We start from the raw sequence: 15,020 nt of genomic DNA on the forward strand, positions 1-15,020 counted from the left end.
TCTTTACAAATCTGTCACGGTTTTGTAAGGGGATGCAATCGCTTCATTTTTGTTTTTGTGTCATAATAAACGATAAGAAATACAAAAATATGATAGGAGAGTGTCAGTCATGATTGTAACAACAACAAATGAAATTCAAGGGAAAGAAATTAGCGAGTATATTGATATTGTAAATGGTGAAGCAATTATGGGGGCAAATGTTGTCCGTGATTTGTTTGCTTCTGTTCGTGATGTTGTCGGTGGGCGTTCTGGGGCGTATGAAAGCAAGTTAAAAGAAGCGCGTGATGTTGCGATGGCAGAAATGAAAGAGCTAGCAAAACGAAAAGGTGCCAATGCAATTGTTGGCGTTGATGTAGATTACGAAGTTGTTCGTGATGGAATGTTAATGGTTGCGGTAAGTGGTACAGCGGTACGTATATAATAGAAAAAGTAGGTCCTCTTATAGTAGGCAGTATTTGCTTATTGTAAGAGGATTTTTCTTTTGGAAAGCACCTAGTTTATATATTCAGATAATTATATACAATCAAAAAATACTGTAAATATAAAGATATAATGGTATAATATTACTTGTTCAACTAGTAAATAGATAAGGGGATTGGAGAGATTACAGTGTATTTAAAGAAATTTGTAGGGATTAGTATGGTAGCGGCGCTTACACTTGGGGGGATGAGCGCTTGTAAATCAGCAGAAAGTACAAAGGAAGTCAAACAAGAAAGCTCTTCTAAGGGGCAGAAAGAAGAAAAGAATCAAAAGAGTAAAAGTTATGAGATGACATTAGAAAGTACAGAGTATACGCTGCCTGAAGAAGATTCAGCACCTCTTAATGGACGAGTTCTGAAAGTGAAGGTAAGTATTAAAAATATAGGGAAAGAAGCGTTGAGATTATCTCCAGACGATTTTGCCCTATATGTCAAAGATGAAAAAATGAAAGCGTATTCGAAATATGATGAGGATAGACTTTCTTTTGATGTGGTAGATCCAGGTAGAAAAGTATCTGGGGCTATATATTTTGATGTGAAAGAGGCTTCTTCTTATGAGTTAGAATATAAGAAGCATCGCACGACTCCTTCTGAAAAAGAAAAGCCGGAAAAAATAAAGTTTGTAATTGATGGGAAAAAACTTACAAATAAGGCAAAAGCATTGGAACGCCCTGCTAAAGCGTTAGAAGCTTACTTAAACGCAGGTTTTTACGATAAAGATATAGATAAAATGAAAGACCTTACAGGTGAAGATGGAGCGGAATTCCAGAAGATGGTCGCAGAATCAGTTAAGAAATCCTCATTAGCAGGTTCTTCCTTATCTGGTATGACAGAAGAATCGCTCGATATTTATTTTAAAAATTTCAAAACAGCACTGCAAAAAAATGTGAAATTTGAAACGAAGGTAATCTCTATGGATGCAGATGGTAGAACAGCGGAAGTAGAAATAAAAGCGAAGCCGCTTGCGTTAAGGGATTTGAGACCAAAAGTTGAAGCGGAACAAAAGCGAATCCAAAGTGAAAATCCTAATATTTCTTATGATGAATTGAAAAAACAAGTATTTGAATATGCATCTTCTCAATTACCTGAAGTGGGTACAAGTTCTGTTGAAGAGTCTGCCGTAGTTAAGATGAATAGCAACGGAGATGATAGATGGCGTCTTGATGATAGTACAGGAGATAGAATTTCAAGAATACTATATACTTATTAATTTGATGGAGAGATGCTCTTAGGCGTCTCTCTTTCGTTTTCTCAAGCAAACAAGCTTAAAGTAAAAGTGGTTATCAAGTTGGAGAAAGGCATTTATGAGAGTGCCTTTTTAATTGATCCCGCTATTTGTGGGCAGTAAAGTGGGAGCTCATACTTAGTGAGGATGAAGAAAATCTCCGCTGATTAAAGTTTCACTTTATACAAATGGGATATAAATGAAGAAAAGAAGCAATGCTCAAAAGCGTTGCTTCTTTTCTTCTATTAAGCAGATTGTCTTTTTACTTTTTCAAGTAAGCGAGCTAATATGTGTGCACGATAAGATTCTAGTTTTCTACCTTCATACGTGCGAATACCTAATTTTTTCAGTTCTTTTACGTACCAACCTTTACTTCCGAAATGCATAGTATCTCTCCCCTTCAAGTTATTTTTTTATAATTGCTTCTGATTTTTGGAGCGGGACATAGATGAAGGAAATGAATTTCGTGTAAAATAGTTAACTTTGTTGCAAAAGACATATATACTAAAGGTAGTATATAACGAGGTGGACAGACGTGATGATAGAGAAGCACGAAATTCAAATTGACCAAATTACGAGCGGAAAGGTAAATATTTTTACTTTTTACCGAAATAGAAAGCAAATTGATGACCCGTTTTTAAAATTGCAAGAACCATCGCTAACAGCTAACTACTTTTTCCATTTTCATTTGGACGTAGAAGGTTTAAGCGTGCTGCAGGAAGAATTTCCAGGCATATATCCGTACGACGGGAATGGAACCATTCACGACTGGACGGAGAAAATGAAACAAGAATTAACGCGCCAAATTCAAACTGGACAGTGGAATAGACGCGTGCGTATTGGAAATCGTATTCTTGATGTGGTATTTACGTGGTGTGATGAAGATGTTGAATGAAAAAGAAGCGAATCACGCTTCTTTTTTAGCGCTGGAATAAAATAAGTTTTCCTGCAGAGGATGTGCAGCGATGTGTTTTTTCATACAATCCTTTTTCTCGTAAGATAGATTCTCCTTTTAATTTCGCTTCTTTTTCTGTTGCGGCCTCGAACGATTCATCTAATGCTTTGGAACCATCTTTTTCAAAGACTGTTAGAACGTATACTCCCATGAAAATTCCCCTCCAATTTAAAATCAGAATCTTATAACTATTTTGTCATAAAACGATAGAATATGCAAAGAAATATATGACATAGCGTGTTACAATAAAGTGAAACTTTTGAAGGATAGAAAGGATCGTTTGTTAGTGAAACAAATAAAGTTTATACATGCAGCTGATTTGCATTTAGATAGCCCATTTAAAGGTATGGAAATGAGTGTACCAGCGTCTATTTGGGAAAGAATGAAGCAAAGTACATTTCGATCATTTGAACGTATCATTGATAAAGCCATTCAAGAACGCGTTGATTTTGTATTGCTTGCTGGTGATTTATATGATGCGGATACGAGAAGTTTACGCGCGCAAGTATTTGTAAGAGAGCAGATGAAACGACTTGCGCAGTATGACATTTCGGTATATATCATTCACGGTAATCATGATCATTTAGGAGGAAGCTGGGCGGCGATTGAGTTTCCAAGCAATGTTCATATATTTACGGAGCCGTATGTGGAAGAAAAGTCATTTTACAAAGATGGAGAACGTCTTGCTTCTATTTATGGATTTAGTTATTTACAACAAGCAGTAACCGATAATATGACAGCGCAGTATACGAAAATGAGCGATGCGCCATTTCATATTGGGATGCTTCACGGCAGTGTAGAAGGGGATGCAGAGCATAATCGTTATGCACCATTTCAAATTCGTGAACTGAAAGAAAAAGAATTTCATTATTGGGCACTTGGCCATATACATAAGCGTGAGATGTTAGCAGAGAATCCACCTATCATTTATCCAGGGAATATACAAGGGCGTCACCGGAAGGAAATGGGTGAAAAAGGTGCATATCTTGTGGAAATGACAGAGCAAGAGACAAAGTGTTCGTTTTTTCACACAGCGGACGTGATTTGGGAAGAGATGGAACTTTCAATTGAGGGACTGGATACTGTCGATGATTTTATGAAGGTTGCTGCAGAAGTATTGCAGAAGCAGCGTAAAGTTGAAGAAGGAGTTTTTCTAACTGTTATTTTGACAGGACAAGGTCCGCTGTCTCCCTATTTACGTGATGAAAAACGTGTGGAAGAGATTTTTCATATTTTAAGTGCTGGAGAAGAGCGCAAAGATTTTGTTTATGTGATGAAGTGGAAAAATGAGACCGTGTCCTTGGCAGAAATTCAGCGGTTAAAGGAAGAAAATCATTTTGTGGGGAGCGTATTGCAAGAGTTAGAGTCTTTTTCAAATATGGATCCAATCCTTCAAATGATTTGGACATCGCCTGTTGCCCGTAACGCTATTGAGCCGTTTTCAGATGAGGAACAAGCAGAGATTCGAAAGGAAGCAGAAAATATTATAGTAGAGCAATTATTCCAGCAAGAGAGGGAGACAAAATGAGAATTGAAAAACTCCATATTTATGGCTATGGAAAACTAGAAAATGTGGAAATGGATCTTTCCTTGTTGACGGTGTTATATGGTGAAAATGAAGCGGGAAAATCAACGATTCGTTCGTTTATGAAAAGCATTTTATTCGGCTTTCAGACTAGGGGACAAAAGCGTTATGAACCGAAAGAAGGCGGTAAGTATGGCGGAGCAATCACTGTGATGACGAAGCAGTATGGCCGGATAAAAATTGAGCGCCTTCCGAAAACAGCAAGCGGGGAAGTAACAGTTTACTTTGAAGATGGAAAAACGGGCGGAGAAGAAGTGTTGCAAGCTATTACAAATGGGATGAACGAGCGGTTATTCGACTCTGTTTTCTCATTTGATATGCACGGTTTACAAAATATTCATCAGCTCGGCGAAGCGGAAATTGGAAACTATTTATTTTCAGCAAGTGCGGTTGGAAGTGATGCGTTATTGCGACTAGATAAAAAGCTAGAAAAAGAAATGGATCAGCGCTTTAAACCGAATGGTCGTAAGCCTGAGATTAATGCATCACTGCAAGAGATGAAGAAACTGAAAGAGAAATTGAATGAATGGCAAGGAAAGATTGGTACGTATGAAAAACATGTGAAGCAGCTCAAGGAAAGTGAAGAGAAACTCGTTCAAATTCGCCATGAAAAAGAGCGAGCAGAGCAGCGCAAGCAAGATTATGAAATCTTGTCAGCACTTCAGCCGCTTATGATTGAAAAACGAACTTACGAAATGGGATTGAAAGAGCAGCCGGAGCATTTTCCTGTTTCGGGTATCGCACGCTATGAATCGATAAAAGCAAAGCTTGAACCACTTCATGTTCAGTTACGTACACTTCAAGAAAAGATGGACATGGCACAATCGAAAATGAAATTGCTGCAAATAGATGAGGCGCTTTTGCAAAAAGAAAGTGATGTCGAAGAACTTCGCATGCAGCACCTATCATATGAAAATGCGCGCCAAGAAATGCGAGAGATGACGAGCGGTATTCAAAATATAAGAGAAGAAATAGAAGAATTACAACAGCAAATTGGCGCTAGTTTTGCAGAAGAAAGCGTGCTCTCTTTTGATACAAGTCTGGCGGTAAAAGAATTGATTACACAAACGGTTCAAAAAGCGAGAGAATTAGAAGCGCGGAAACAGGAGTTAGATCGGAACTTTCAAGTGGCGCAGGAGCAATTGGAAGAACAGGAAGAACATATCGCATACATTCGAAAACAAATGTTGTCAGAGGAAGAAAGACAAGCGCTTATTCAGAAAGAAAAATCGTTTCAAGGTGGAATTCATACAAGTGCAGAACGTACGCAGCGTACATATGAAGAAAGAACAAGAGGCACGTTTGAAAAGAAAAATCGTTGGCAGAAAATTTGTTTCTTCTTATTACTTATGAATATAGGAGTTTTACTAACGGGTGTATTGTTAGATTATCGTGCTTTATTATTTACAAGCGTCATTTTCTTTGTATTCATTGTACTGGCATTTGTTTTGTATAAAGACCCCGCTTCAAGCCGCTCGCAAGAAGAGTTGTTCACACGTCAGCAAAACAACGAGAGACGGCAAAGTGAAGAAGTTATGTCCATTCGTTATCAGTTAGAAAAAGATGAAGAAATGCGCAAAGTATTTGAGCGAGAGGCTTATAAATTGCAGCAAATAGAAAGAAGCTATGAAAAGATTGTTTCGGCATATGAAGAGTGGGAAAGAGATACGTTTCGTGTAGGGGAGCAGGTAGATGGATATAAAAAACGTTATCATTTTCCAGCCTTTTATACGCATGCGCATCTATTGCCGGCATTTGAGCGAGTGGAAAAGATGCAACAATTGTACCGAGAATTAGGAAAGAAGCTCGAGCGAAAAGATGCATTATATGAAATGATTTCGCAATTTGAACATAAACTAAAACATGTTTTGGCAGGAACAGATTTTGATGCACTTCTGAAAATCACTCATCGTATTCAGCAGGAAAAAGAAAAAATGCAAGAGTTGAAACAATGGCGAGAGAAGCTTGCGGAGTGGCGGGAAGAACAGGCAGCCTTACAGCACCAAATGATGCAAATTCAATCTGAAAGAGATGGATTATGGAACATGGCGGGAGCAAAGGATGAGGAATCATTTTTGGAAGCAGGGGTGCAAGCAGAAAAACGTGAAGAGGCAGAGAAACAATTACAGCGCCTCTTACCACAAATTGATATGTTAAAGCAGCGCCTAACACATTTATCTTTAGAAGAGAACTATCAAGTAGACGGTTATGAAGACAAATTAAGAGAAGAAATGCAGCACATACAAGCTCTTCTTTCGAAAGAAAAAGAACAAACGGAGCGCATTGCAGCGTGCCGCGTCGAAATTGCAAATTTAGAAAAAGGTAGTACGTACGGGGATGTATTACATGAGTGGGAAATGAAAAAGTCACACGTACGAGAACAAGTGAAAAAGTGGGCGGCATATGCGGCAGCGAAAGCGGTGTTAACGAAAACGAAGCAATATTATCATGAAGTGCAGCTTCCGCGCATTTTACAAAAGGCGGAGGAGTATTTTGTTTACTTAACAGGTGAGAAATATGGCAAAATCTTTTCACCGTCAGAAACAGAGCCATTTATCGTTCAGCGCAGTGATGGACTTCGTTTTTACAGTTATGAGCTTAGTCAAGCAACGGCGGAGCAGCTCTATTTATCACTACGTTTTGCGCTTGCTCATACGTTTGAACATCATTATCCATTTATTATTGATGATAGCTTTGTTCATTTCGACGCGGTTCGGACAGAGCGGACAATCGCGTTAATGAAAGAGATTGCAAAGGAGAGACAAGTCATCTTCTTTACATGTCATGCTCACTTATTATCGTTCTTTACGGAAAAACAGATAATAAAATTAACGCCAGAAGCGTAAAGAAAATAGCGTGTAGTGTGCTATACTAAAAGTACTTAAGTTGGTGGAGGAATCAGGATGAAAAAGAAAATTGCAGAATATGAAGTTGGTGAACAAGTCGATCTTTTCTTGCTTATTAAGACAGCAACAAAAGGAATCGCAAGTAACGGGAAACCGTTTTTAACAGTAATCTTACAAGACCAAAGCGGAGATATTGAAGCAAAGCTATGGGATGTATCACCGGAAGTAGAGAGACAATATACAGCAGAAACAATTGTAAAAGTAGCTGGTGATATTCAAAATTATAAAGGACGCATCCAGCTTCGTGTTAAGCAAATCCGTGTTGCAAATCCGAATGAAGTAACCGATATCTCAGACTTTGTTGAAAAAGCACCAGTGAAAAAAGAAGATATGGTGGAAAAAATTACGCAATACATATTTGAAATGAGAAACTCGAACATTCAGCGTCTAACAAGACATTTATTAAATAAGCATCAAAACGATTTCTTAGACTATCCAGCAGCGACGAAAAATCATCATGAGTTCGTATCAGGGCTTGCTTACCATGTTGTCTCTATGCTGGATTTAGCGAAAGCAATTTCGACGCTGTATCCATCTTTAGATAAAGATTTACTCTATGCAGGTGTCATCTTGCATGACCTTGGTAAAGTCATCGAGTTATCAGGTCCAATTTCGACAACATATACATTAGAAGGTAACTTACTCGGTCATATTTCAATTATGGTGAACGAAATTGGAAAAGCAGCAGAAGAGCTGAAAATTGAAGGAGAAGAAGTATTAATCCTTCAGCACATCGTCTTATCTCATCATGGCAAAGCGGAGTGGGGAAGCCCAAAACCACCATTAGTAAAAGAAGCGGAAATTTTACATTACATTGATAATTTAGATGCAAAAATGAACATGATGGACCGCGCCCTTGGACGCACAAAACCAGGCGAATACACAGAACGCGTCTTTGCGCTTGATAACCGTTCGTTCTATAAACCTTCTTTTCATAAATAAGGAAATGTAAAAAAGCAAGTGATCTTGGTGTATAGCTAAGGTGACTTGCTTTTTTTATCCCGCTTTTTTCAAAAATACGATTCGCTTAAAATATAGTTGTTTCAAAAGAGTCTCTTCGATATGATAATTTTAAGAGACAATTTTGTTGTTTTCGCATATAGAAAGAGGAAACTTCAGATGATCCAATAGAAACTTAGGAGAGAGTAAGAATGAGGCAAGTATTTTGCATCGGTGAATTACTAATTGATTTTATTTGTTGTGATCATGCATCATTACGTGATGGGATACATTTTGAAAAGAAAGCGGGCGGAGCTCCAGCAAATGTTGCGGCAGCGATTGCAAAATTAGGCGGAAACGCTTCTTTTATGGGGCAAGTTGGCAAGGATCCTTTTGGTGATTTCTTAGAAAAAACATTGCAAGAAAACAAGGTTGATACGTCTATGCTTGTCAAAGAGAAGCAAACAACATTTGCTTTTGTTTCAATTGATAAGCACGGTGAACGTGATTTTACTTTTATGCGCGGGGCGGATGGAGAGTATCAGTTTCAGCAAATTGACCTTTCGAAAATGCAGCGAGGTGATATGATTCATTTCGGATCCGCAACAGCTTTATTGCCAGGGGAGTTGAAGGAAACTTATTTTAAATTGCTGCAATATGCGAAAGAACAAAATCACTTCATTTCGTTTGATCCAAACTATCGCGATGCCCTCGTTACAGATAAAGAGCAATTTTGTAAGGATTGTTTCTTTTTTATAAGCAAATCTCATTTTGTAAAAGTAAGTGAAGAGGAAGCGATTATGTTATCGAAAGAAACGAATAGGAAGAAAGCTGCACAATTTTTACTGAGAGCAGGAGCAAAGTGTGTTGCGATCACGCTTGGAAAAGAAGGAACACTTCTTGCAACAAGGGAAGGCGAAGCAATCATTCCTTCTATTGCTGTAAAACAAGTGGATTCAACGGGTGCAGGTGACGCATTTGTAGGTGCTATGTTGTATCAATTTGCAAAAGAAGAAAATATACTTGATGTGAGCTTTGAGACGCTTTGCACATTTGCTACATTTGCGAACAAAGTAGGAGCCATTACGTGCACAAATTATGGGGCAATTCCATCGTTACCAACATTAGAAGATATCGTTACGTTTGGATAAATGTATAGAAAGAGAAGAACGTTTCCTCTCATAAAGAGACGTTCTTTTTTTTATCTCATTATTTTGAAATAGGGTTGTTCCAACATTTCCCTTTCGATATGATGAACGTAAGGGAGATTGTTTGTTGTTTCACGAACGAAAAAGAGAAGCTAGTAAAGTATCTTTTTCCTCTTATGTAAAATACAATTTCGGTAATGGAAGTGCTTGGATCAGAACGGTCAATTCTTTTTAGAGAAGGAATTGACTTACTTTTTATTTGTAACTATAATGATTACAAAATATTTAGTATGAAGAAAATGGAATACGAAATATATTTTTTATTATAGTTGTAATCAAATAAGTTACAACTATGAAGGATATAAAATATTCATAAAAAGTCAAAGCTAATAGTAGGAAGAGTTGTTCATCATTCAAAATAGAGGAAGGGAGACAATAATGTTGAAGCGATTGAAGTTGTATGTGATTTGTTGTATTGCTCTTGTTGCGTTAGTTGTATGCAGCATGGCTGAGAAGCCAACGGCGAAAGTAGAAGAAGTGAAAGATACGGTAGTAACAAAACTGAATACAAAAGAAAAAATGGCACAGATTGATGGACAAACGATATATTTTAAGCAAATTGGTGAGGGAAAACCACCGCTTCTTATGCTTCATGGATTTGGCGGCTCTTCAGATGGATTTCGTGATATTTATCCAGAACTAGCGAAAGATCATACGATTATTGCGGTTGATATTTTAGGGTTTGGACGTTCTTCCAAGCCGATGGACTTTCAGTATACATTTCCAAATCAAGCAAATTTATATTATAAGTTAATGAAAAAGTTAGGATATGATCAGTTTGCGTTACTCGGTCATTCTATGGGCGGAGAGTTGTCTCTTAATTTAACATATTTATACCCAGATGCAGTGACACATCTTATTTTAGCTGATGCGACAGGAATTGAATCTTTTCAGCAAAAAGGAAGCGACACTAAGCCGAACTTTTCATCTCATAGCGAGTCTATCTCTATTACGGACTATGATAAAAATGCAGTGAAAAATAGACGAGATGATAAAGAACATTATAAGGAACTAACGAAAATGAGAGAGCGCCGCATAGTGATGGATGCAGATAAAATGAAAGTGCCAACTTTAATTATATGGGGGCGACATGATAAGAGTGTTCCGTGGAAAAATGGTGAGTTGTATCATAAGTTGTTTAAAAATAGCACATTCCATATTATCGAAAAAGGATATCATGCACCATTTCGCCAAGAACCAGAGGAATTTATGAAATATGTGCAAGACTTCTTTGCAACTACATAAGTGTGTTTTGAAAGAGGCTATTCTAAAAGGTGGTAAAATGACCTTTTCGTGATAGCTTCTTTTTTGTTTTCAGAAAAAATTTCTTAACATTTGCTGATTCTAAATGATATATAAACGACATCATCCAGACAAAGCTAGGGAGTCATGCTGCAGGAGCAGTTTGGATTCATCGATAAAAAATGAAATGAGAAGCAGTACTCTCAAAGGGTACTGCTTTAATCATCTCTAAATCACTTTTATATAGTGAAATGAACAAGGGTATGAAGTGGAACCTCCACGAAATAATTTGTTCATTTGGCTTGTTGAAATATGTTTAATGTAGGTGAAATTTCATATTACGTGACAGATATTCAATAATTCGACATGGATTTTAATAAAAATAGTGAAGTGAATGAGTTTTTTATGAACTTTTGGTTCCCAGACTGTAACGAACCATTTTTTAATGTTACCAATTTTAGTGTATTTACTATAATTAAATATTTTTTCGTAAAAACGATTCGAACTTCAGAAAAGAAAATATATATAAAAGATGAAAAATGTTACTTTTTTGCAAAAATAAATTAGAAAATTTAAAATAGTGTTACAAAAAATAAAAAATATAAACATATATTGGAATATATATGAAAATTGTGTATTATTTTATCGCAAAAGGTGCTCAATTCTGACAATTATTATATTGAAAAAGGGGAATGGAAGAAAACTATGTTAAAAGCAAAGAGACGAGCCATAATTTTACTAGTGATTTCTTTTTCGTTAGCACTTGTAGCTGGTTTTATGTATGTTCAAAAAATGGGGCAGTTAGATCAAGAAATGGGAGAGAAAACGAAGGTGTATGTTGCAGCGAAAAATATTGCGTCACGTAAAGTCATTACACAAGAAGATATTGAAACGATTGAGCTACCTAAAAAGTATGTAACAAGTTCTCATATTACAAAAATGAAAGAGCTTCAAAACAAAGTGTCAGTTGTACCATTATCAAAAGGCGATTTAGTAACGAAAAGTATGTTGAAACAGGCTGTAAATCTACAAAAAGAAAACACTAGACTTGTTGCTTTACAAGCTTCTGAAAAAGTCGGATTTAATCAGGCTGTGGAATCGTTAGATCGAGTAGATATAGTCGTTTCAGATAAAGTGAAAGAAGGAGAAGGTACTGAAACAACGATGTTTATGAAGGATGTTCCTGTAGTTATGGTGTCTAAAGATAAAGACAAGTTTTTAGGTATTGCAGTTGAAGTTCCAGTCGAAGAAGCAACTAAATTAATTCATGCACAAAATTATGCCCAAAGCATGAGAATATTAAAAGCAAATGTTGAGTTTATTAAATTATCGCGAGAGTTACAGTTAGGAGTTAGTTTAGAACATGTGTTAGAGAATTTTTAAAATAAGTATCAATCTAGAGACTTAAATATACTAATCGCGACATTACAAGTGCAAAAAGAAGCAGGTGGAAATTTAGCAGCTGCATTAAACGAGATGTCCCAAACATTAGATGAGCGGAAAATATTAAAACAGATGGTAAAAACATTAACAGCAGAGCAAAAATATGTAGCGATGATATTACCGTTTATGCCAGTCTTTCTCGTATTACTAATGAATGCAATTATTGATGGATTTATTGATCCACTTTTTACACCGGTTGGTTTCATATTATTAGTCATTTTTGGTACTGGTGTATTCTTAGGGTTTATTCTCATTCGAAAAGTTACAAAAATAAGGGTGTAAATGATGATGGAAACTTTAATGTTACCTGTTGTAATTCTATTTTGTATTAGTTTTTGTTTTGCCGTAAAACTAGTTTACGAGTATCGAATGGAAAGAAAAAAATTGGTTCGTCATTTGGCAGAGATTACAGAAGTACAACATGATATGAAAAAGAAGAAACGTAAACATGGTTTAAAAGAAAAGATACTTGTTTTAGCAGATGATTTATCTGCTATTGGGAGTAAAGTACAAATATTAAGCGAATCAAAAGAGGTGAAAAGCTGGTTAAAAAAAGCCGGACAGCCGAAAAACATGACTGTTGAGAGGTTTCAAGGGTTGAAAATAGCTCTCTTTCTAATTGGCTTTTTTACTGGCTTTGCTTGGGTGATTGTTGGATTACCGTTTGCACAAATTATTATGATTGCTTTTCCGTTTCTAGGATACTTTTATCCGATTTACTGGATTAAAAGTATGGCGAAACGAAGACAAGAAGAGGTACGCTTAGCGCTTCCAGATTTTTTAGACATGATGAGTGTCACGCTGCAAGTAGGTTTAGGATTTGACCAAGCTTTAGCCAAAATTTTGCCTTATTTTAAAGGGGCATTAAGTGAAGAGTTTCAACGATTTACACAAGAAATTAGGCTTGGCGTACGCCGTGAACAGGCTCTAGATAACTTATTGGACCGAAATGATTGTCCGGAGTTACAAGCACTTATTAAATCGTTATTACAAGGTATACAGCTTGGTGTACCAATCTCGACAACGTTTAAACATCAAGCAGAAGATATGAGAGTGATGCAGCAAGAACGAGTAAAGGAGCTAGCTTCAAAAGCATCGCCTAAGATTACGTTAATTACAACTTTCTTTATTGCACCAACCTCTATCATTATGATTGTTGGATTAATTGTAATGAATTTCATATTTGGGGAAAACGGTATAAGTACTGTATTTAAATAATGAAGGGAGGTGACAAAAAGATACGTTCAATTTATACATGATGAGATTTTTGGGGATAAAACATAAAAGAATAGAAAGGGAGAGCAAATATATGAATCAGTTTATGACAAAGATGTATGTGAAGGGAAATATGCAATTGGAGAATGTGAAAGAGCGCGTTATGAAAAATGAAGATGGTTCCCAAGCATTAGAGTGGTTAGGGATTGCAGCGGTAGTAGTTGTTCTAGCGGCGGCATTAGTCAAAGTATTTGGTGGCAACGTAGGGAAAGAGATTGGCGAAAAATAGGAGAGGTATTTAAAGGACTAGCTGACAAGTTAAAACTGAACTAATAACTAAGAGCGCAAAGTAAATACTTTGCGCTAAGCTGTTAAGTTGAAAGGGTGTACAACGTGATTAAAAGTTTAAAATATTTATTTTTTTCTCTTAGTCTATTTGTTTTTTTAGTAGGTTGCCAAAATCAGACCAGTCAATCGGAGGAGCAAAAAAAACCAGAAGAACAACCGGTATCAGAGAAAAAGAAGGAGGAGAAGAAACAACCAAAAGAAATTGTAGTAAAATTTCCAAAAACAATGGAAGAATTTGTGAGTTTTCCTGTAGGAGCTTATGGAAAGTTATCTGAAGAAGAACGAAAGAAGAAAGAAAATATAGATCAAGTAGTCGATGAGATTGAGAAAAGTCATAAGAAATTAGATGCAAGCTCCATGTCAGATGAAGAGTTGAAAAATTTCTATATGATGGAACTTTTTAAGTTAACAAAACGAGAGCTTCCAGCTTATAAGCTGGATTATAATCCAGATATTAAACCAACGCCAACAGATGAGAATGAAAAAGGAGCGAACCAAACTTTAAAAGAGAATTTAAATGTTGAAATTATTATTGATTCTAGCGGGAGCATGGCTGGGAAAGTAGATGGAAAAACAAAGATGGAAGTAGCAAAAGAAGCAGTCCGTAATTTTGCGAAATCGTTGCCGAAAGAAGCGAATGTATCCCTTGTTGCTTACGGTCATAAAGGGTCAAATAAAGAACAAGATAAGGGAGTATCGTGCGGGGCAATTGATACTGTATACTCTCGCCAAGCATATCAAGAGCAGTCATTTCAACAAGCATTAGATCAATTTCAATCGACAGGATGGACGCCACTAGCAGGAGCATTACAAAAGTCGATGGAGAATTTTACGAATGCTCCAGGCGAAAAGAATACGAATATTATTTATGTTGTCAGTGATGGAATTGAAACGTGCGGCGGAGATCCAGTCGCTGTAGCAAAACAACTAGGAGAATCGAACATTCAGCCGATTGTGAATGTGATTGGCTTTGATGTAGATAATGAATCACAACAGCAATTAAAGCAAGTAGCTGAAGCGACGAAAGGAAAATATGTTTCGGCAAAAAATACGAAGGAACTAGAAAGTGAGTTTAAAAAAGGAAAAGATCTTTCTCTAAAATGGTCAGAATGGAGAACAAAATCTAGTTTGGAAGTAAGTGGAAAAGCAACAACTACCTCACTAGATATTTATAGTTTAGAACATAAATGGTTTAATGCATTAATCGAACAAAAATATTTTGTAAATGATGTCGCTGAACAGTTAGAGAAACGAAATCCAAAAGAGGAAAAAGTTATTAAGGCTGTAAAGCAAGAACTAGAAAAGTATTTAATAGATTTTAGAGACAATGTAATGGAACCGTATGCAAAAGACATGAGAGCACAAGTTGATAAGATGAAAAAAGAAAAAGAAGCGGAAATAAACGACACTTATAAAAAAAATGAACAATAGTAGGCAGAGTACGCACAAATTGGGGATGGGAGTGAAATGTGAGT

At 36.5% G+C, this 15,020-nt stretch carries 14 protein-coding genes and 1 pseudogene; 13 read left to right on the forward strand and 2 right to left on the reverse strand.

The window, feature by feature from the left end; genetic code table 11:
* The first annotated feature begins 109 nt into the window (after positions 1-109).
* Positions 110-421, forward strand: a complete 312-nt coding sequence (locus MR058_RS01085; RefSeq protein ID WP_242142054.1) for a heavy metal-binding domain-containing protein — start codon at positions 110-112, stop codon at positions 419-421.
* A gap of 188 nt (positions 422-609) precedes the next feature.
* The gene (locus tag MR058_RS01090) at positions 610-1,689 is read left to right on the forward strand and encodes a DUF5105 domain-containing protein (protein WP_242142056.1); all 1,080 of its coding nucleotides are present in this window, start codon (positions 610-612) and stop codon (positions 1,687-1,689) included.
* Positions 1,690-1,949: 260 nt separating this feature from the next.
* Here MR058_RS01090 and MR058_RS01095 read toward each other — a convergent pair whose 3' ends face one another.
* Positions 1,950-2,090 carry a YflJ family protein gene (locus MR058_RS01095; RefSeq protein WP_011983883.1) on the reverse strand — a complete coding sequence of 47 codons (141 nt, stop codon included), beginning with the start codon at positions 2,088-2,090 and terminating at the stop codon, positions 1,950-1,952.
* 149 nt (positions 2,091-2,239) lie between these two features.
* Between MR058_RS01095 and MR058_RS01100 the strand changes: the two genes are divergently transcribed.
* Positions 2,240-2,599 (forward strand): hypothetical protein, encoded by a 360-nt coding sequence (locus MR058_RS01100; RefSeq protein WP_242142058.1) that lies wholly within the window; start codon positions 2,240-2,242, stop codon positions 2,597-2,599.
* 25 nt (positions 2,600-2,624) lie between these two features.
* On the opposite strand, the gene MR058_RS01105 is transcribed toward MR058_RS01100, so the two are convergent.
* The gene (locus MR058_RS01105) at positions 2,625-2,810 is read right to left on the reverse strand and encodes a YhzD family protein (protein ID WP_242142060.1); all 186 of its coding nucleotides are present in this window, start codon (positions 2,808-2,810) and stop codon (positions 2,625-2,627) included.
* Positions 2,811-2,945: 135 nt separating this feature from the next.
* Here MR058_RS01105 and MR058_RS01110 point away from each other — a divergent pair, with 135 nt between their 5' ends.
* The 10 genes and pseudogenes from MR058_RS01110 to MR058_RS01155 all read left to right on the forward strand — a co-directional run bounded on the left by MR058_RS01110 (position 2,946) and on the right by MR058_RS01155 (position 14,976).
* Positions 2,946-4,187 carry a metallophosphoesterase family protein gene (locus MR058_RS01110; protein ID WP_242142062.1) on the forward strand — a complete coding sequence of 414 codons (1,242 nt, stop codon included), beginning with the start codon at positions 2,946-2,948 and terminating at the stop codon, positions 4,185-4,187.
* Positions 4,184-7,106: pseudogene (locus MR058_RS01115) on the forward strand (ATP-binding protein). The gene MR058_RS01110 and the pseudogene MR058_RS01115 overlap by 4 nt, the downstream one beginning before the upstream one ends.
* Positions 7,107-7,147: 41 nt before the next feature.
* Complete coding sequence (gene yhaM, locus MR058_RS01120; protein ID WP_242142066.1) at positions 7,148-8,092, forward strand: 3'-5' exoribonuclease YhaM; 945 nt, start codon at positions 7,148-7,150, stop codon at positions 8,090-8,092.
* 209 nt (positions 8,093-8,301) lie between these two features.
* A complete protein-coding gene (locus MR058_RS01125; protein WP_242142068.1) occupies positions 8,302-9,240 on the forward strand; it encodes a carbohydrate kinase family protein in 939 nt (312 codons plus the stop codon).
* Positions 9,241-9,675: 435 nt separating this feature from the next.
* Positions 9,676-10,542 (forward strand): alpha/beta fold hydrolase, encoded by an 867-nt coding sequence (locus tag MR058_RS01130; protein ID WP_242142070.1) that lies wholly within the window; start codon positions 9,676-9,678, stop codon positions 10,540-10,542.
* Positions 10,543-11,244: 702 nt separating this feature from the next.
* Positions 11,245-11,922: a Flp pilus assembly protein CpaB gene (gene cpaB, locus MR058_RS01135; RefSeq protein WP_242142072.1), complete on the forward strand. Its 678-nt coding sequence runs from the start codon at positions 11,245-11,247 to the stop codon at positions 11,920-11,922.
* A 27-nt stretch (positions 11,923-11,949) separates the two neighbouring features.
* Positions 11,950-12,264, forward strand: coding sequence for a type II secretion system F family protein (locus tag MR058_RS01140; protein WP_396021416.1), 315 nt, complete (start codon positions 11,950-11,952; stop codon positions 12,262-12,264).
* Positions 12,265-12,270: 6 nt separating this feature from the next.
* Entirely contained in the window at positions 12,271-13,200 is a 930-nt protein-coding gene (locus MR058_RS01145) for a type II secretion system F family protein (protein WP_242142074.1), read from the forward strand.
* A gap of 91 nt (positions 13,201-13,291) precedes the next feature.
* On the forward strand, positions 13,292-13,486 hold the full coding sequence (locus MR058_RS01150) for a hypothetical protein (protein WP_242142076.1): 195 nt from the start codon (positions 13,292-13,294) through the stop codon (positions 13,484-13,486).
* A gap of 104 nt (positions 13,487-13,590) precedes the next feature.
* Positions 13,591-14,976: a VWA domain-containing protein gene (locus MR058_RS01155; protein WP_242142078.1), complete on the forward strand. Its 1,386-nt coding sequence runs from the start codon at positions 13,591-13,593 to the stop codon at positions 14,974-14,976.
* Positions 14,977-15,020: the final 44 nt, after the last annotated feature.

This window comes from Bacillus cereus group sp. BfR-BA-01430, from assembly GCF_022663115.1.
GTDB classification, from domain to species: domain Bacteria; phylum Bacillota; class Bacilli; order Bacillales; family Bacillaceae_G; genus Bacillus_A; species Bacillus_A cereus_BD.